The following is a 17,249-nucleotide window of genomic DNA, read 5'->3' on the forward strand; positions in this document are numbered from 1 at the left end:
CCTCCGCACTGAGCCCTGCGCACGAGCCCGCCCGCCCTCTGCGGGCGACCCCGCCACGAGCCCGCCCGCTCGGCGCCCTGACGCCGGTCGGCGGGCTCCCTGTGATCTCCGCGCGTCCTCCGCGTGTTCTGGCCGCGGCCGCTCTTTCCGGGTTTTGACATTTTCGGCGGCGATGACTTTCGCGTTCCGGGAGGGTCATCTTCTACGAGGAGCCGGATACAGGGGAGGTTCGATGGGAGTCCTGGACGGTGGGTTGTCGCGGGCGCGGCTGGAGCGCCTGCGTGAGATCGTCGCGGGTGCGGTCGAGTGCGGTGACGTACCGGGTGCGGTGGCGCTGGTGCACCGGCGGGGAGAGACGCACGTGGTCGCGCTCGGCGCGATGGGATTCGGGGATGACACGTCAGGTACGCCGATGCGGGCGGACACGATCTTCCGGATCTCGTCGATGACGAAGCCGATCATCGCCGTGGCCGCGATGATCCTGGTCGAGGAGTGCCGGCTGCGGCTGGACGATCCGGTGGACGACCTGCTTCCCGAACTGGCCGGCCGCCGCGTGCTGCGCCGCCCCGACGGCCGCCTGGAAGACACCGTGCCGGCCGAACGCTCGATCACCGTACGCGATCTCCAGACCTTCCGCGCCGGCATCGGCATGGTGACGGCGCCGCCGGGCGGCTGCCCGATCCAGCGGGCGATGGAGGAGTCCGGGCTCGCGATCGGTCCCGACGGCCCGCCGTGCGGACCGGACGAGTGGATGGCCCGCCTGGGCGCGCTGCCGCTGGTCCACCAGCCGGGAACGGCATGGATGTACCACACGTCGGCGGACGTGCTCGGCGTACTGATCGCCCGGGCGACCGGGCGCCCGCTCGGCGACTTCCTGCGGGAGCGCGTCTTCGAACCGCTCGGTATGCACGACACGGGCTTCCACGTCCCGTCCGTTCACCTCGCCCGGCTCGCACCGTGCTACGCCTCCGCCCCCGAGCCGGTCCCGGCGGGCGAGTCGGAGGCGGTGGTGCGGCAGGGCGAGCCGGGCGCGGCGGGCGAACCGGAGGCGGGGGCGCATGGGGGCGAGTCGGGTGGGCCGGTGCTGCGGGAGGAGCCGCAGCGTGGGTCGTGGGAGCGGGCGCCGGTCTTCCCGTCCGGGGCCGGAGCGCCGGGCCTGGTCTCGACCGCCGGCGACTACCTGACCTTCCTCCGCATGCTGCTGGACAAGGGACGCTGCGCCGGCGGCGGCCGGATCCTGTCGCGGCCGGCGGTGGAGCTGATGACCACCGATCACCTCACACCGGCGCAGAAGGCGGGCAACGAGGTGTTCCTGGACAGGGGCGGCTGGGGGTTCGGCCTGGCGGTGGACGCGCGCCGCGAGGATCTGGCCGTCGGGCCGGGCCGGTTCGGCTGGACCGGCGGGCTCGGCACCGAGGGGTACGCCGACCCGGCCGAGGACCTGGCAGGTGTTCTCATGACCCAGCGCGCCCTGGACTCGCCATCCCCGCCGCGCCTGTTCCAGGACTTCTGGACTGCGGCTTACGCGGCCATCGACGACTGACATGCCCACCGGGCCGCGACAGAGAAAAAGCCTCGTCGTACGCTCCGACCGCCGCAAATGAGATCAAAATAGTCGTTTTACGACATCTCCGGAGGAGACTAAGGATTTGACGGGTTATTTGGGTTAGGCGAGTTAAAGGCGATTCTGTTCACGGGTACGTCTGCCTCTGTCTGAGTGCCTGCCCAATGGGCGCCGGATTCGGGCCGATCTACCCATGAACGGAACTGAATGCACGTGAATACTAAAAGTCGGCAAACGCGAGCGCCACGCCATGGGCGAATCGCGACCCTAGCTCTGACCGGTACCGTCGCCGGTCTCATGCTTCTTCCCGTGGGCCAGGTAAGTGCCAGTGCGGTGCCCGGTGCCGCCACCGTCCAGGCCGGCGTCGGATTCGTCTCGGGTGAGAAGCCGGGACACAGGTGCCGTCAGCATCACTGCCGGAACTGGTGGGGCTACGCGTTCTGGGGCGACGGCAGCCCCGGCAGATGGCATTGGAACGGGCGCAGATTCCATCATCATCATCGTCACCACCACCACCGATTCCACCGGTTCCATCGGGATCACGAGCCTGTGGTGGAGCACCGGGATCACGAGCCTGTGGTGGAGCACCGGGATCACGAGCCTGTGGTGGAGCAGGAGGCCGCAGCGGAGGAGGAGCCCGCGACGGAGCCGACGACTCCCGCACCGAAGCCGGAGAAGCCCGTCAAGGAGCCCGACGTCAAGGAACCGGACGTCAAGGAACCGCACAAGAAGCCCAAGCCCGACTCCTACGACGACATATGGTGGCCCATCTCCGACGACAAGTACGACAACAAACACCACGGCGGCAAGCACCACGACAAGTACAGCGGCGACAAATACCGCGGCGACAAATACCACGATGACAAATACCGCGGCGACAAGTATCACGATGACAAGTACCACGGCGGCGACTTCGGGGACACGCTTTGGGGGGCTAACGACGAGAGTAACGAAGATTAGCCGGAAATCATCGCAGAAATCGCTCTCGTTCCGCCGCGACGGTTAATGGCGAATGCCGTGGCCAATAAACCGGCCACGGCATTCGCCGGTCCGTGGCCGCCGTCGAGACAAGGGCCGCACTCAACGGCCCGTTACTCCGGGGCCGCGTTACTCCGTGACGGGCGGGCTGACGAGGTCTCTGGCGTACTCGTCGTCGCTCTCCGCCAGCACCCGCTCGGCCCCTCGCGAGGCCCGATCGTCCCCCCGGACGGCGAGCCCGCGCGTGGCCTCCGCGACCGTGCGCAGGTCCGGGTCGGTGAGCCTGGCCGCCAGCGCCTCCCTGATCCGCGGCGTGTCGGCGGCCAGCCCGGCCAGCCCGGCGGTGGCCCAGTCGCGGATCTCGGAGTCCTCGTCCTCCGTCATGGAGATCAGCAGCGCCAGCCCCTCCTCGTGGTCCGGCGGCAGCACGTCGGCCAGCGCGATCGCGTCCGTGGTCGTGCGCTTGTGCCCCGGCCTGCCCAGGATGTCGAGCACGTACGGCACCGCCCGCGGGTCCCCCTGGTGGCCGAGCGCGGCCAGGACCGAGCGCAGCACCTGCGGATTGCCCTCCGTGGTGACCATCTTCTGCAGCAGCGGCAGCGTGCGCTCGAGGAAGGGCTTCTCCCCGTCCGCGAACCCGAACTGCCCGATCGCGTCCACCCCGAACTCGCGCTCCCTGGGGTCCTCGCTCACGCACAGCCGGGCCAGCGCGTCGTACGTCTCCTCGTCCGCCCGCTTGCCCAGCGCGTCGGCGACGATCCACCAGGTCTCGGCGTCGGCGTCGACGTCGCGGTGCGCGATCGCCCGCGCCACGAGCTGGTCGATGGGCGTGTAGACGCCCGCCGCGTCCTCCAGCAGGGTCGCGACGGCCGCGTGGCCCCGCTGGGCCTGGACCTGCTCGGCCTCGGAGCCGTCGGCCGAGCGCCCGGCCACGGTGACGAGCTCGGTGCCGTCCTTGGCGTACTGGCGGGCCACGACGTACTCCCAGGCGTCCTGCTGGATCTGGTCGAGCAGCGCGCTCTCCAGGTGCACGCCCACCCAGTCGACGGCGATGTCCAGCGCCGAGTCGCCGTCGCCGTCGTACTTCTCGTGGTCGGCTCCCGCCTCCAGCAGCACCTGTGCCACGCCCAGCGCGCCGCGCCTGGCGGCCAGCGTGAGCGGCGTGTCGCCGTCGTCGTTGGCTCCGTCGACGTCGGCCCCGGCCTCGATCAGGACCCTGGCGGTGTCGGCGTGGCCGTTGGCGGCCGCCCAGAGCAGCGCCGTCCAGCCGCCGGACTCCCGGCCGTTGACGTCGGCGCCGGCCGTCAGGAGTACGCTCGCCACCTCCTCGCGGTCCCAGGCGGCGGCCGCGCACAGCGGCAGCCCGCCCTCCCCGCCGTCTCCGGCGGCCTCGCTGGGGGTGTTGGGGTCGGCGCCACTGGCGAGCAGCTTGCCCACGGTCTCGGAATCGCCGTTCAACGCCGCGCGGTAGAGCTGTTCCTCATGCATGACAGGGACCCTAGCTTGGTCGGGCCGCGCCCCGGGCCATGCCAGGGCCCCGTGTCATCGCGTAGTACGCGCCTCGCCCCCGTCCGGGTTCAACGACCATGCCGAATCTGCATGGTTCGAGGTATGTCAGGTTTCCTACCATTGGAGGAGCATCAATCCGGGCAAGACGCGATATGTTGCGAGTATGACTGATCCCGGTGAGGTCCGCGCCTCGGATGCCGAACGCGAGGCCGTCGTCGAGCAGCTCCGTGTCGCATCGGTCGAGGGCAGGCTCTCCCTCGCCGAGCTGACCGACCGCACGGAGGCCGCCTATACCGCGACCACGCAGGCCGAGCTGGCCCTGCTCACCCAGGACCTGCCCGCGGGGGGCTCCGTGCCCGCCTCCATGCCCGCGCCGGCGCGCGAGCGCAGGAAGCGGCGCTGGTTCGTGGGCATCATGGGCGACTCCAAGCGGCGCGGCACCTGGCGGATCGATCAGGAACTGGGCGCGGTCGCCGTGATGGGGGACGTGCTGCTCGACCTGCGCGCGGCCGAGGTGACGACGGACCTGGTCGACATCACCGCGATATCCGTGATGGGCGACGTGAAGATCATCGTTCCCGACGGCGTGAACGTGGACATCGACGGCCTGGCCGTCATGGGGGAGAAGAAGGTGGACGTCCTGGAGCCCGCCCCCGGCACGAACGTCCCCGTCGTGCGGGTGCACGCGTACGCGGTGATGGGCGACGTCAAGGTGATCGGCGACTCGCAGGCGCAGCCGTTGCAGCGCGGGTTCGCGGCCTGGCGCGAGCACTGGCGGCGGCTGCACGGCGAGGACTGGCGGGAGCTGGGCAGGCAGATCCGCGCGGACAGCCGCGAGCTGCACAGGCAGCTGCGCGACGAGCACCGCGAGCTCTGGCGCGGCGCACGCCGCGACCAGCGACGGCATTACTGACCCCTCGATTCCCGCGACGGCGGATCGACCGGGGACCGCACGACGGCCGAACCGGCGTGATTCCCGCGACGGCGGATCTTCGGGATCCGCGCGACGGCGGATCGGCAGGGGCCGTCAGACGACGAGTGACAGGGGTTGGCGCTGGGCCGCGTCGTAACGTTCCAGCAGCACGTCGACCAGCTCGGGCGCGGGCCCCAGGACGTCGGCCACGATCGCGGCGCCCGCCTCGAGCGTGCTCTGCCGCACCTTGTCGGCGAAGTAGCCGGGCGCCAGCAGGTACGGCGCGACGACCACCCGCGGCGCGCCCGCCTCCAGCAGCCGCGTGACCGCCTCGGCCGGAGTCGGCCGGGCTGCGGAGGCGTAGCCGGCGGACACCGTCCACCACCCGGAACGCCGCCACTCCCGCGCGACCCTGGTGATAACCCGGTTGGCCCTGGCGTCGCTCGAACCCGCCGACACCAGCACCACCGCCGTGTCCGGATCCCCGGCGCGCACGCCCGCCTCGGCCAGCCGCCGCTCCAGCGCCGAGCGCAACAGCGGGTGCGGCCCGAGCGTGGTGCCGTAGTGCACGCGCAGACGCGGCTCGCGCACGCGTGCCTCGTTGAGCGCCGACGGCAGGTCCACCCGGCTGTGGTACGCCTCCGTCAGCAGCAGCGGCAGCACCACGGCCTCCTCCAGCCCGCGCAGCGCCTGCCCCAGCACCGGAGCACAGTGGTCCAGGTAAGCCACGCGTACGGGCACCTCAGGGCGCGCCAGGCGTACCTGGTCGAGCAGCGCGGCCACGGTGGCGGCGGCGCGCGGATCTCGCGACCCGTGCGCCACCGCCACCAGTGGCACGCGGCCGGGGGCCGTCCCGCCTGCCAACGGGACAGGTCCCCTGCTGGGGATCACAGGTGAATGCCGCATTCGACCTTCCCCAGGCCCGCCCAGCGCCCGCTGCGCGGATCCTCACCCTCGGCGACCTGGCGCGTGCAGGGCGCGCAGCCGATCGAGGGGTAGTTGTCGTAGTGCAACGGGTTGATCAGCACCCCGTTGTCGGCCATGTAGTTGTCGACGTCCTCCTGGGTCCAGGCCGCGATCGGGTTGACCTTGACCATCTGCCGCTTGGCGTCCCACTCGACGACCTTGGTGCCGGTACGGCTGGGCGACTCGTCGCGGCGGATGCCGGAGATCCACGCCAGATACGGCTCGAGCGCCCGGTTCAGCGGCTCCACCTTGCGCAGGAAGCAGCACAGGTCCGGGTTGCGGCCGAACAGGCGGGGACCGAGGTCGCGATCCTGCTCCTCGACCGTCCTGGACGGCTTGATGTCGATCACATTGACGTCATAGACCTGCTGTACGGCGTCCCGCGTGCCGATCGTCTCGGCGAAGTGGTAGCCGGTGTCGATGAACAACACGTCCACGCCGGGTTTGACCCTGCTCACCAGGTCGATGAGCAACGCGTCACTCATGGAGGACGTCAGGCACAACCGGTCGCCGAACGTGGCCGCCGCCCATCGGATGATCTCGCGGGCGGGGGCGTCGTCCAGGAAGGCCGCGGCGGACTCGACGATGTCCTGCAGGTCGAGGGCGCCGCGCTGCTCTCTCAGACCGACCTCGATGTCGACCAGCGTCATATCCTCACTCCGATTCCCAGGAATTTCAGCTTGAAAGCACGTGAGCAGGCGCGGCAGTACCAGCCGCCACCCGTCGCGGACCCGGCGACATTCAGCTCGCCTTCGTAGGGCTCCAGGTCTTCGTCGCCGCAGTAGGGGCAATGGAACGGAACCGCTCGCGTGGTCATTTCAGGTCCGCCTCGTCCGCTCGCTGCACCCAGTCGGCGAACGACTCGCCTTCCTTCTTCTGGGCGTCGTAGTTCTTCACGACCCGCTCCACGTAGTCGGGCAGCGCCTTGGCGGTGGTCTTCAGTCCACGCACTTTCCTGCCGAAGCCGGGGTTGACGCCCAGCGAGCCGCCCAGGTGGATCTGGAAGCCCTCGACCTGGTCGCCGTTCTCGTCTACCACGAGCTGGCCCTTGAGCCCGATGTCGGCGACCTGGATGCGAGCGCAGGAGTTGGGGCAGCCGTTGACGTTGATGGTGAGCGGCTCGGCGAACGACGGCAGCCGCCGCTCCAGCTCGTCGATCAGGTCGGCGGCCGTGGCCTTGGTCTCGACGATGGCCAGCTTGCAGTATTCGATGCCGGTGCAGGCCATCGTCTGGCGGCGGAACGTGGACGGCCTGACCCGCAGGTCGTTGGCCTCCAGCTCAGCCACGATCGAGTCGACCTGGTCGGCGGCGACGTCGAGGATGACCATCTTCTGCTCGACCGTCGTGCGGACCCGGCCGGAGCCGTGCCGCTCGGCGATGTCGGCGATCACGTGCAGCTTGTCGCCGTCGAGCCGGCCCACCTTGGGCGCGAAGCCGACGTAGAAGCCGCCGTCCTTCTGCGGGAAGACACCGACGTGGTCACGGCGGCTGCCGCGCGGCTGCGTCGGCGCGGGCCCGTCGGGCAGCCGCTCCTTGAGGTATTCGGTCTCGAGGATGTCCCGGAACTTCTCCGGTCCCCAGTCGTTGATCAGGAACTTGATCCTGGCCCGGTGACGCAGCCGCCGGTAGCCGTAGTCGCGGAAGATCCCGACGACGCCCTCGTAGACGTCGACCGCCTGCTCGGGACGGACGAACACGCCCAGCCGCTTGCCCAGCATCGGGTTGGTCGACAGGCCGCCGCCGACCCACAGGTCGTAGCCGGTCTCGCCCTGCTCGTTGACCACCCCGACGAACGCCACGTCGTTGATCTCGTGGACCGTGCAGTGGGCCGGGCAGCCGCTCAGCGCCGACTTGAACTTCCTCGGCAGGTTGGAGTAGGCGGGGTTGCCGACGATCCGCTCCTGGATCTCGCGGATCTGCTCGCTCGCGTCCAGCACCTCGTCGGAGTCGATCCCGGCCAGCGGGCAGCCCAGGATGACGCGCGGGGTGTCGCCGCACGCCTCGGTCGTGGACAGGCCCACGGCCTCCAGGCGCTCCCAGATGTCCGGCACCGACTCGATCTCGATCCAGTGGAGCTGGACGTTCTGGCGGTCGGTCAGGTCGGCGGTGCCGCGGCCGTACTCGTTGGAGATGTCCGCGATCGTGCGGAGCTGGGCCAGGTCGAGCTGGCCGCCGTCGATGCGCACCCGCAGCATGAAGTAGCTGTCGTCGAGCTCCTCCGGCTCCAGGATCGCCGTCTTGCCGCCGTCGATGCCGGGCTTGCGCTGGGTGTAGAGGCCGTACCAGCGCATGCGGCCGCGCAGGTCGGCCGGGTCGATCGAGTCGAAGCCCCGCTTGGAGTAGATGTCGATGATGCGCTGGCGGACGTTGAGGCCGTCGTCGTTCTTCTTGCTCTCTTCGTTCTTGTTGAGCGGCTCACGGTAACCGAGAGCCCACTGACCTTCACCGCGCGGGCGCTTGTGGTGCCGGCTGGCAGGGGTGCTCATTGCGCGTCCTTCGGATCATGGGCGCGCGCTGCGCTCCTCCTGCCTCAACGTTGAGAGCAGGGGTGGAGAGGAGGAGTGCGACGCGCTCGCTGGCAGGAAAAGATGGCTTAGCGGCGGGCGTCGCAACAGATGGCACTGCGGACACGCTGAAGATCGACGTGGCGTCGACCGACGAGCATGGGGTCCGCTGGCATGGTTCGACGATACTCCCGCCGTCCCGTTTGTCCAAGACGGGGTCCAGAGTGTGGGACCGTCCGGGTGTGCCGTCGCGGCGGCTCAGCCCTGGTGCCGCCAGCCGAGCTCCGGCTCTGGCGGGCGCTCGTCGGTCTGGTGCTGGCAGTCGCACCACGAGCCGCCCCGGCAGTCCTCGTGGCGTTTCTCCTTGCAGCTCTCGCAGATCACGCCTGCATTATTCTACCAGAACATTGTTCCGCTCAGGTCGGTGTGCGAGGCGCTGAGTCAGCGTGACGACACGCACCCCTTGACCTTGCCCCTGGGTCAAGGTTCGACGATGCTTTGCATGGACAACAACGCACTGCGCACCGTCGAAGCCCAGATCCGCGAGCAGGCCGCCGCCTACTGCGAGTCCGACAACGTCCCCGGGTTCGTCGCCGGCGTCCACCACGCGGGCGAGCAGATCGTCGTCGCCCACGGCACGGCGAACGTCGCCACCGGCGCACCGATGCTCGAAGACACCGGATTCCTCTTCGGCTCCGTCACCAAGGTCCTGACCACCACGCTGGTCCTGCGGCAGGTCGACCGTGGACTGCTGGACCTCGGCACGCCGGTGGTGAAGTACCTTCCCGAATTCGCCCTGATGGCACCGGGCGCGGCGGACAAGATCCAGGTCCGGCACCTGATCTCCCACACCAACGGCATCGACGCGGACCTGTTCTTTCCCGACGCCAAGGGCCGCGACGCCCTGAAGACCTACGTCAACGGTCTCGCGAGCAGCTGCGGCACCCTGTTCGAACCCGGCGAGCAGCTCAGCTACTCCAACGGCGGCATGATCGTCGCGGGCCGCCTGCTGGAAGTGGTGACCGGCACGCCCTTCCCGGACCTGCTCGAGCGCGAGGTCTACGCACCCGTCGGCATGAAGGACTCCAGCACCTCGGCCGAGCAGGCCATCCTGCGCGGCACGGCGGTCGGCCACTTCCTGGACCCCGAGACCATGGAGGCCAAGCCGACAGGCATGTTCATGCTGCCCGACACCTGGGGACCGGCCGGCGGGACGCCGATCGGCACCGTCGCCGACCTGCTCGCCTTCGGACGCACCCACCTCGCCGGCGGTGTGTCCCCCTCCGGCACACGCGTCCTGTCGGCCGAGTCGACCGCGCTGATGCAGCAGGTCTCGCACGACATGGCGACCCCGAACGTCCCGCCGATGGGCCTGGGCTGGGTGCGGTACCCGTTCGGCGACACGACCGTCCTGGCCATGTCGGGCGCGTCGCCCGGCGGCGTGTCCATCCTGTGCGTCGTACCCGAACACGATCTGGTGTTCACCGCCTTCGGCAACACCCCGGGGGCGATCATGCTGCAGGACCAGATCCTGCAGCGGGTCCTGAGCGAGCATCTCGGTGTCCAGATCCCCGCTCTGGTCACCGAAGCGGAGCAGGACGTCGACCTCACCCCATACGTGGGCACCTATCGTTCCGACCAGCTCCGCATCGACGTCAGTATCGTCAACGGTCAGCTTGAGGAGCGGACCACCTACGAACCGGCGGACGAATCGCAGGAGCGGATCTTCACCGAGTTCGCCGGCGGCACGACCTCCGCCCCGCCGCAGCGCTACGCTCCCATCCGGCCCGGCCTCTTCGCGCCCGCCGGATACCCGCTGGAGACGTTCAACGGATACCTGCGACTGCTGCTCGTCTCCTACCACGACGTCCGCGACGGCCAGGCGCGCTTCCGCAACGGCGGCGGCCGCCTGACCCGACGGGCCTGACCGTTCCGAACGACCTGCCGGGTGGAAGGACGTCCAACATGATCACGATCGGGCAGCTCGCGGACTACGCCGGAGTGACCATCAAAGCCATCCGCCACTATCACGAGCGCGGTCTGCTCGCCGAGCCCGGTCGCGACTCCTCCGGCTACCGGCGCTACACCGCCGAAGACGCCATCGACCTCGTCAAGATCAGGACCCTGGCCAACGCGGGCGTGCCACTGGCCCGCATCAAGGACCTTCTTGACGCCGACCCGGACGCGCTCACGGCAGCCATCGCCGAGATCGACCACGACCTCCAAGACCGCATCGCGCGGCTGCGGCGAGTCCGCGATCAACTCGCCCAGCTGCGCGGCGGCGACCGGCTCTTCGTTTCCCCGGAAGTCGCCGGCTATCTCGACGACTTGCGCCGGCTCGGCGTCAGTGAGCGCCAGATACACCTGGAACGCGACGGCTGGATCCTCATGCAAACCGCCTCACCCGAGGACGCCTCCCTGTGGATCGCAGAAAAGCGCGAGCTCATGGCCGATCCCGACTTCTGCGCCCTCTACCTCGAACATGACGCCGCCTACGACTGGTCGCCGGACGATCCCCGCCTCCCCGCCCTCGCGGACCGTACACGGAACTGGTTCACCGATCACCACAGCCGCTCCGAGACCCGCCCCGTCCACAACCCGGTCATCGCCAGGTTGGCCGCGCAATCCCAGCCCGGAGCCTCATCCCCGGCTTGGGACCGCCTGGCCCGGCTCATGAACGACTAGCCGCGATCACGCGCCGGCCAGGGTGGGCGTCTGGGTCGATTCAGGGTGATGCCGGATGACGCGGACGGCACGAACGATGACATGCTGTGATTATGCGCACAATCCTGAACGTCATCTGGCTCGTGTTCGCAGGCATCTGGCTGGCCGCCGGATACGCGCTGGCCGGGGTCATCTGCTGCATCCTGATCGTCACGATCCCGTTCGGCATCGCCTCGTTCAGGATCGCCGCGTACGCGTTGTGGCCGTTCGGCAGGACCGTCGTGCGCGACCCGGACGCGGGCGTGTTCTCGTTGCTCGGCAACGTCATCTGGTGCGTGGTGGCCGGCGTCTGGCTCGCCATCGGTCACGTCCTGACCTCGATCCCCCTCTTCATCTCGATCATCGGCATCCCGATGGGCGTCGCGAACATCAAACTCATACCCGTTTCGCTGCTCCCGCTGGGCGCCCGCATCGTAGACAACGACCAGGGCGGCACGGGGACGTAAGCTGTCCCGAAGAGTCACTGCGAATACCGTTGGGTGCCATGACGTCCACCGATGCGCCTTCTCGGCCCAAGAGGCGGCCCAAAAGAGGGCTGGCCTCCACCGCCAGAGCCAGGCTGAGCTGGGTGCTCGACACGAAATCGTGGGCGATCGTCCGCGAGGCGACGAACGCCGGCGTCAACTACCGGGTCACGGGCCTGGCGGGCGAGGCGGCGTTCTTCGCGCTGCTGTCGCTGCCGCCGTTCGTGCTGGGCCTGATCGGGGTGCTGGGCAAGCTCGGCACCTTTCTGGGCCCTGCGGTGGTCACCCAGGTCAAGACGTGGGTGATCGACCAGGCCGGGCTGATGTTCACCGACGACGCACTGAACAAGGTGATCAATCCGCTCATCACCGACGTGCTCAGCGACGACGCGGGCAAGGTGTCGATCATCTCGCTGGGCTTCCTGCTGTCCCTCTGGTCCGGCTCCCGGGCCCTCTACGTGTACGTCGACCTCATCTCCGTCGCCTACGGGCTGGGGGAGGAGCGCGGCATCATCCGTACGAGGCTGATGTCGTTCGGCCTCTACGTCGTGGGCCTGATCATCGGGATCATCGTCATGCCGATCCTGGTCATCGGGCCGACCCTGCTCAAGGACACGCTGCCCGGCGAGTACGGCGTCCTCATCGACCTCCTCTACTGGCCGGTCGTGATCGTCGGCTCGGTGCTGTTCCTGACGGTGCTCTACCACGTCAGCGTCCCGGTGCGGACGAAGTGGTACCGGGAACTGCCGGGGGCGATCCTGGCGCTGTTCCTGTGGATCGTGTGCGCGGCGGTGCTGCGTGCCGTGCTGGCCGCGTGGTTCTCGCCCGTCTCCGTCTACGGCTCGCTGGCCGCGCCGATCGCGTTGCTGCTCTGGCTCTACATCACCGCCCTGGCCGTGCTGATCGGGGCCATTCTGAACGCCGAGGTGGATCGGCTGTGGCCGGGGGAGAGCCGTACCAAATAGGGAAAGCGATCATGAAGGGTGGCGCGGCGGCCACATCCGCTATCGTCTAGGACGAGACGCGACTGGCGCATTTGGGTGGGGACAACCACCGGGGAGCGAAGGGAGCGGAGGCCGTGCGCCTGGGTCTTCGCAGATTGTCAACGATGACAGGAGAATCATGAGTTCTCTCTCTAGCGTCGACCCGCGGATCGCCGAGCTCATCGAGGCGGAAGAGCGTCGCCAGGCCGACACGGTCAAGCTCATCGCGTCGGAGAACTACGTGTCCAAGGCCGTCCTCGAGGCCACCGGCACCGTGCTGACGAACAAATACTCCGAGGGCTACGCGGGCAAGCGCTACTACGAGGGCCAGCAGGTCATCGACCAGATCGAGACCATCGCCATCGAGCGGGCCAAGTCCCTGTTCGGCGTCAACCACGCCAACGTCCAGCCCTACTCTGGCTCGCCCGCCAACCTCGCCGTCTACATGGCGTTCCTGCAGCCGGGCGACACCGTGATGGGCATGGGCCTGCCGTTCGGCGGCCACCTCACGCACGGCTGGTCCGTCTCGGCCACCGGCAAGTGGTTCAACCCGGTCCGCTACGGCGTACGCAAGGACACCGGCCGCATCGACCTCGACGAGGTCCGGCAGCTCGCGCTGGAGCACCGGCCCAAGCTGATCTTCTGCGGCGGCACCGCGATCCCGCGCACGATCGACTTCGAGGGCTTCGCCTCGATCGCCCGCGAGGTCGGCGCCGTGCTGGCGGCCGACATCGCGCACATCGCGGGCCTGGTCGCGGGCGGCGCGCACCCGTCACCGGTGGGCCACGCCGACGTGATCTCCACGACCACGCACAAGACGCTGCGCGGCCCGCGCGGCGCCATGCTCATGGCCACCAGCGACGAGCACGCCAAGGCGCTCAACAAGGCCGTCTTCCCCGGCCTGCAGGGCGGCCCGCACAACCACACCACCGCCGCCATCGCCGTAGCGCTCCACGAGGCCTCCACCGACGCGTTCAAGGCCTACGCCCACCAGGTGGTCGCCAACGCCAAGACCCTGGCGGACGAGCTCGCCTCGCGCGGCTTCGACCTGGTCTCAGGCGGCACCGACAACCACCTGATCCTGCTCGACCTCACGCCCAAGGGCATCGGCGGCAAGCCGGCCGCGCAGGCGCTCGACCGCGCGGGGCTGGAGACCAACTACAACACGGTGCCGTTCGACCAGCGCAAGCCGTTCGACCCGTCGGGCATCCGCATCGGCACGCCGTCGGTCACCTCGCGGGGGATGGGCGAGGCCGAGATGCGGCAGATCGGCGCGTGGATGGACGAGGTCGTCACCGCCCTCGCCAAGGGCGACGCCGAGGACGTCATCGCCCGCGTCCACCGCGAGGTCAGCGATCTCACCGCTCAGTTCCCCGCGCCTGGTCTTTAAGAGCTCCACAGTCTTTAAGAGCTCCATATTTTACGGCGGAGCCAACGGGGCGCCACCCGCCGCCCGGGGCTGAGGGCCTCCAGGGTGACGGCCTCTGACCCGCACATGGCCGGCCACCGTCACGGCGCCCTGTGGGCCGTGACGGTGGTTTCGTTTCGTGGCCGTGACAGTGGTTCATGACGGTGGGGTTCATGACGGTGGGGTTCATGACGGTGGGGTTCATGACGGTGGGGTTCATGACGGTGGGGTTCATGACGGTGGGGTTCATGACGGTGGGGTTCATGACGGTGGGTTTATGACGGTGGGTTTATGACGGTGGGTTTTATGACGCCTGGGCCACAATGCCGTCCCTGATCGTGGCCACCGGGACCACGTGGCGGTCCGGTTCGCGGGTGGTTCCCCGGGCGTCCGTGTAGACGCGGTCGGTCGTCTCCGCCAGGCGGAAGATCGTGGCGTGCTTTATCTCGCCGTCGGCTGCCAGCCATGGTGACTCCATGCGCAGCACCCGGCGGGGTGTGTCGGTGACCGCCTTGATCGCGTCGTTCAGCGGCATTCCGCAGGCCAGCAGCTTGGTGATGGTGGTCGCCAGGTCGTGGACCGGGCCGTTGATGTTGCGGACGTGGATGTCCGTGCTGATCGTGTGGGGTGGGTGGCCGGCCGCCACCGCGTTCGCGGCCACGTCGAAGCTGAAGCTCGCCGCGCCGTGGCCCACGTCCATCAGCACGCCCCTGTCCAGGGCGCCGGCCAGGGACGGCGTGGGCGTGCCGTCGCGGTGCCACGGGGCGCCGGTCTTGCCGTGGTAGCAGTGGGTGACGACGTCGCCCGCGTCCAGGAGGCCGAGCACGTCGTCGATCGGCGGCGGGGCCTCGCCGACGTGGACCAGCAGCGGCAGGCCCGCCTCCCTGGCGACCAGGCGGCCGAGCTGGAGCGGTTGCAGGCCCATCGCGCCGACGATCGCGCCGCTGGAGCGTACCTTCACGCCGCGGATCACGTCACGGTGCCGCTCGATCGCGGCCATTGTGGCGTCCACGTCGATGAAGTCCGGGTCGGCGGTCTCACGCAGGTGGACCAGGCCGTGGGAGCCGATGTTGAGCCAGGCGCACACCCGCGTCCCTGCGGCCGGGATGACGTAGCGGACCAGGCCGTCCACGGTGGCCTGGCCTGCGCTGCCCGCGTCGGCCACCACGTGCACGCCCGCGTCCAGGCCGACCCGGTCGGGCGGCACGCTGATCTGCGTCACCGCGTCGTAGACGTGAGCGTGCAGGTCGACCCAGCCGGGGCCGATGTACAGCTCGTCCCCGGCCCCGTGCGCCACGGGCTCGAGGCGCGCCGTTCCGCCGGTCAGTGACAGGCGTGCCGGGGACGGGGAGCCGATCACGCGGAGGGGCGAGGCGAGCGCTTCGCCGTTGACGGGGGTCATGCGAGGACCTCCGTGACGGCCGCGTTGTGGAAGGTACGGCGGATGCGGGCGATCGCGTCCGAGGACCGGCTCGGGTGGACGCGGTTGGTCAGGAGCACCGCGAAGAAGTCCAGCTCGGGATCCACCCACAGGCTCGTCCCCGTGAAACCGTTGTGCCCGTAGGCCGACGCGGTGAGCAGGTCGCCGCCGCTGCTCAGCCGGGGCTCGTACGCCTGCCAGGCCAGCGCCCGCCCGCCGGTCCTCGTCCCGGTCATCACGGCGAGCGTGCGTGACCCTATGACGCCCGGCACGCCGAGTGGCCCGCCCGCGCACAGTGCCCGGCCCAGCCTGGCCAGGTCGTCAAGCGTGCCGAACAGGCCCGCGTGCCCGGCCACACCCCCGAGCACCTCGGCGTTCTCGTCGTGCACGGTCCCCCGCACCACCCGGCCGCGCCACGGGCAGTCCTCCGTGGCCGCCGCCCGCGCCCGGTCGGACTCGGAGAGCACGAAGCGGGTGTCGTCCATGCCGAGGGGAGCCGTGACGCGCTCGCGTACCAGCCGGTCAAGAGGCATCCCTGAGGCGCTCTCCGCGATCAGGCCGAGGATCATGAAACCCTGGGAGCTGTACTCCACGCCGGGAGCCTCCCGCAGTGGCAGGCTCACGAGGGCGTCGAGCAGGTCGCGGCGGGTTGGGCAGCGGCGGTAGAGCGGCTGCTGCCCGGGGATCCGCGACGTGTGCGTGAGCAGCTCGAACACGGTGATCCCCGCCTTGTCCGTGCCCGCGTATTCCGGCAGGTGGAACGCGATGGGATCGTCCAGGGTCAGGTCGCCGGACTCCACCAGCGACATCACGGCCAGGCCGGCGATCGGCTTGGTGACCGAGGCCAGGTCCCACAGAGTGCCGTCGCCGACCGGGTCGCCGTCCCAGCTCAGCGTCCCGAGCACGCCGCGCGCGAGCGGCCCGGCCGACCTGCCGCAGGCCCAGGCCGCGCCCGAGAACTCCCTCCGCTCCCGAGCCCTCGCCAGCAACTCCCTCATGCGTTCCTCCCCATTGCCGCAGAGACGCGGGCGGCGGCGGCCACCACCAGCGGGCCCAGCAGCGGCACGTCCTTCTCGTCCAGATTGAGAGTCAGCCCCGCCACGCTGACCGCGCCCACCGCCGTGCCGGCCGCGTCGTGCACCACCGCGCCGACGCAGCGGACGTTGGTCTCGTTCTCCTCGTCGTCGACCGCGTACCCGCGCTGGCGTACCGCCTCCAGCTCGGCCAGCAGCAGGCCGGGTGCCACGATCGTGTTGGGCGTGTTGCGGATGAGCGGCGCGGTCGCCGCCAGGACCGCGCGGACCTCCTCCTCGGGCATATGGGCGAGGATCGCCTTGCCGATCGCGGTGCAGTGCAGCGCGATCTGCGTGCCCACCCGCGAGGCCATCCGGTACGGCTGCTGCGACTCCACCTTGGCCAGGTAGACGGCGGACGAGCCACTGCGTACGGCGAAGTGCACGGTGTGGGTCGTGTGCCGCTGGAGGTTCTCCAGGATCGGCCTGACCAGCGTGGTCATGTCCCTGTCGGTGAGCGCGGCACCGGCCAGCGCGAGGATCGCGGGCCCCGAGGCGTAGGTGCCGTCGCCGTGCGAGACGGCGTACCCCTGGGCGATGAAGATCTGCAGGATCCGGTGCACGGTCGTCTTGTTGATGCCGGTCCGCTCGGCGATGTCGGCCAGGCGCCGGGGCTGGTCGTGGCTGGCCAGCGCCCCTAAGACGACGAGGGTCTTCTCCACCGAATTCATAGGCACCTATCCCGAAAGGGTTGACGGACATGACCGAAACGCGCCATATTCAACCACGTGATACGGGATTT

The 17,249-nt window shown here is 69.5% G+C and carries 17 protein-coding genes and 1 riboswitch; of the genes, 8 read left to right on the top strand and 9 right to left on the bottom strand.

Annotated features, from left to right (window positions below; translation table 11 throughout):
- Positions 1-232: 232 nt before the first annotated feature.
- Both ITP53_RS30160 and ITP53_RS30165 read left to right on the top strand, forming a co-directional pair.
- The gene (locus tag ITP53_RS30160) at positions 233-1,543 is read left to right on the top strand and encodes a serine hydrolase domain-containing protein (protein ID WP_195898847.1); all 1,311 of its coding nucleotides are present in this window, start codon (positions 233-235) and stop codon (positions 1,541-1,543) included.
- Positions 1,544-2,113: 570 nt separating this feature from the next.
- Positions 2,114-2,524 (top strand): hypothetical protein, encoded by a 411-nt coding sequence (locus ITP53_RS30165; RefSeq protein WP_195898848.1) that lies wholly within the window; start codon positions 2,114-2,116, stop codon positions 2,522-2,524.
- A gap of 147 nt (positions 2,525-2,671) precedes the next feature.
- On the opposite strand, the gene ITP53_RS30170 is transcribed toward ITP53_RS30165, so the two are convergent.
- Positions 2,672-4,030, bottom strand: coding sequence for an ankyrin repeat domain-containing protein (locus ITP53_RS30170; RefSeq protein WP_236051332.1), 1,359 nt, complete (start codon positions 4,028-4,030; stop codon positions 2,672-2,674).
- A 184-nt stretch (positions 4,031-4,214) separates the two neighbouring features.
- Between ITP53_RS30170 and ITP53_RS30175 the strand changes: the two genes are divergently transcribed.
- A complete protein-coding gene (locus tag ITP53_RS30175; protein ID WP_195898849.1) occupies positions 4,215-4,964 on the top strand; it encodes a DUF1707 SHOCT-like domain-containing protein in 750 nt (249 codons plus the stop codon).
- A 114-nt stretch (positions 4,965-5,078) separates the two neighbouring features.
- On the opposite strand, the gene ITP53_RS30180 is transcribed toward ITP53_RS30175, so the two are convergent.
- From ITP53_RS30180 to ITP53_RS59485, 5 genes are all read right to left on the bottom strand, one after another.
- Positions 5,079-5,828, bottom strand: coding sequence for a sirohydrochlorin chelatase (locus ITP53_RS30180; RefSeq protein WP_236051333.1), 750 nt, complete (start codon positions 5,826-5,828; stop codon positions 5,079-5,081).
- Positions 5,829-5,851: 23 nt separating this feature from the next.
- Positions 5,852-6,580, bottom strand: coding sequence for a phosphoadenylyl-sulfate reductase (locus tag ITP53_RS30185; protein WP_195898851.1), 729 nt, complete (start codon positions 6,578-6,580; stop codon positions 5,852-5,854).
- Between the two features lie 163 nt (positions 6,581-6,743).
- A complete protein-coding gene (locus ITP53_RS30190; RefSeq protein WP_195898852.1) occupies positions 6,744-8,417 on the bottom strand; it encodes a nitrite/sulfite reductase in 1,674 nt (557 codons plus the stop codon).
- 107 nt (positions 8,418-8,524) lie between these two features.
- On the bottom strand, positions 8,525-8,611 hold the full coding sequence (locus ITP53_RS61290; protein WP_407941327.1) for a putative leader peptide: 87 nt from the start codon (positions 8,609-8,611) through the stop codon (positions 8,525-8,527).
- Between the two features lie 82 nt (positions 8,612-8,693).
- Positions 8,694-8,819 carry a hypothetical protein gene (locus ITP53_RS59485; protein WP_268961180.1) on the bottom strand — a complete coding sequence of 42 codons (126 nt, stop codon included), beginning with the start codon at positions 8,817-8,819 and terminating at the stop codon, positions 8,694-8,696.
- A 118-nt stretch (positions 8,820-8,937) separates the two neighbouring features.
- Here ITP53_RS59485 and ITP53_RS30195 point away from each other — a divergent pair, with 118 nt between their 5' ends.
- From ITP53_RS30195 to glyA, 5 genes are all read left to right on the top strand, one after another.
- Positions 8,938-10,362, top strand: a complete 1,425-nt coding sequence (locus ITP53_RS30195) for a serine hydrolase domain-containing protein (RefSeq protein WP_207756607.1) — start codon at positions 8,938-8,940, stop codon at positions 10,360-10,362.
- Positions 10,363-10,400: 38 nt separating this feature from the next.
- On the top strand, positions 10,401-11,120 hold the full coding sequence (locus ITP53_RS30200) for a MerR family transcriptional regulator (protein ID WP_195898854.1): 720 nt from the start codon (positions 10,401-10,403) through the stop codon (positions 11,118-11,120).
- A gap of 92 nt (positions 11,121-11,212) precedes the next feature.
- Entirely contained in the window at positions 11,213-11,605 is a 393-nt protein-coding gene (locus ITP53_RS30205; RefSeq protein WP_195898855.1) for a YccF domain-containing protein, read from the top strand.
- A 38-nt stretch (positions 11,606-11,643) separates the two neighbouring features.
- Positions 11,644-12,588, top strand: coding sequence for a YihY/virulence factor BrkB family protein (locus ITP53_RS30210; protein WP_207756608.1), 945 nt, complete (start codon positions 11,644-11,646; stop codon positions 12,586-12,588).
- 48 nt (positions 12,589-12,636) lie between these two features.
- A riboswitch (ZMP/ZTP riboswitch) is annotated at positions 12,637-12,720 on the top strand.
- A gap of 1 nt (position 12,721) precedes the next feature.
- Positions 12,722-13,996, top strand: coding sequence for a serine hydroxymethyltransferase (glyA, locus tag ITP53_RS30215; protein ID WP_456238106.1), 1,275 nt, complete (start codon positions 12,722-12,724; stop codon positions 13,994-13,996).
- Positions 13,997-14,318: 322 nt separating this feature from the next.
- On the opposite strand, the gene ITP53_RS30220 is transcribed toward glyA, so the two are convergent.
- From ITP53_RS30220 to ITP53_RS30230, 3 genes are read right to left on the bottom strand one after another with little or no spacing between them, the layout of a single operon-like run.
- A complete protein-coding gene (locus ITP53_RS30220) occupies positions 14,319-15,416 on the bottom strand; it encodes an amidohydrolase/deacetylase family metallohydrolase (protein ID WP_195898857.1) in 1,098 nt (365 codons plus the stop codon).
- Entirely contained in the window at positions 15,413-16,432 is a 1,020-nt protein-coding gene (locus ITP53_RS30225; RefSeq protein ID WP_195898858.1) for a serine hydrolase domain-containing protein, read from the bottom strand. The genes ITP53_RS30220 and ITP53_RS30225 overlap by 4 nt, the downstream gene beginning before the upstream one ends.
- Positions 16,429-17,178 (bottom strand): IclR family transcriptional regulator, encoded by a 750-nt coding sequence (locus ITP53_RS30230; protein WP_207756609.1) that lies wholly within the window; start codon positions 17,176-17,178, stop codon positions 16,429-16,431. Before ITP53_RS30230 ends, ITP53_RS30225 begins: the two co-directional genes overlap by 4 nt.
- Between the last annotated feature and the right edge of the window lie 71 nt (positions 17,179-17,249).

It is taken from the genome of Nonomuraea cypriaca (assembly GCF_015645445.1).
Classification (GTDB): Bacteria; Actinomycetota; Actinomycetes; order Streptosporangiales; family Streptosporangiaceae; genus Nonomuraea; species Nonomuraea cypriaca.

Excerpts from the sequence above, each read along its gene's own strand:
- ITP53_RS30160 (WP_195898847.1), top strand. The coding sequence starts at position 233 with ATGGGAGTCCTGGACGGTGGGTTGTCGCGGGCGCGGCTGGAGCGCCTG.
- ITP53_RS30170 (WP_236051332.1), bottom strand. The coding sequence starts at position 4,030 with ATGCATGAGGAACAGCTCTACCGCGCGGCGTTGAACGGCGATTCCGAG.
- ITP53_RS30175 (WP_195898849.1), top strand. The coding sequence starts at position 4,215 with ATGACTGATCCCGGTGAGGTCCGCGCCTCGGATGCCGAACGCGAGGCC.
- ITP53_RS30185 (WP_195898851.1), bottom strand. The coding sequence starts at position 6,580 with ATGACGCTGGTCGACATCGAGGTCGGTCTGAGAGAGCAGCGCGGCGCC.
- ITP53_RS30190 (WP_195898852.1), bottom strand. The coding sequence starts at position 8,417 with ATGAGCACCCCTGCCAGCCGGCACCACAAGCGCCCGCGCGGTGAAGGT.
- ITP53_RS61290 (WP_407941327.1), bottom strand. The coding sequence starts at position 8,611 with ATGCCAGCGGACCCCATGCTCGTCGGTCGACGCCACGTCGATCTTCAG.
- ITP53_RS30195 (WP_207756607.1), top strand. The coding sequence starts at position 8,938 with ATGGACAACAACGCACTGCGCACCGTCGAAGCCCAGATCCGCGAGCAG.
- ITP53_RS30200 (WP_195898854.1), top strand. The coding sequence starts at position 10,401 with ATGATCACGATCGGGCAGCTCGCGGACTACGCCGGAGTGACCATCAAA.
- ITP53_RS30205 (WP_195898855.1), top strand. The coding sequence starts at position 11,213 with ATGCGCACAATCCTGAACGTCATCTGGCTCGTGTTCGCAGGCATCTGG.
- ITP53_RS30210 (WP_207756608.1), top strand. The coding sequence starts at position 11,644 with ATGACGTCCACCGATGCGCCTTCTCGGCCCAAGAGGCGGCCCAAAAGA.
- ITP53_RS30220 (WP_195898857.1), bottom strand. The coding sequence starts at position 15,416 with ATGACCCCCGTCAACGGCGAAGCGCTCGCCTCGCCCCTCCGCGTGATC.
- ITP53_RS30225 (WP_195898858.1), bottom strand. The coding sequence starts at position 16,432 with ATGAGGGAGTTGCTGGCGAGGGCTCGGGAGCGGAGGGAGTTCTCGGGC.
- ITP53_RS30230 (WP_207756609.1), bottom strand. The coding sequence starts at position 17,178 with ATGAATTCGGTGGAGAAGACCCTCGTCGTCTTAGGGGCGCTGGCCAGC.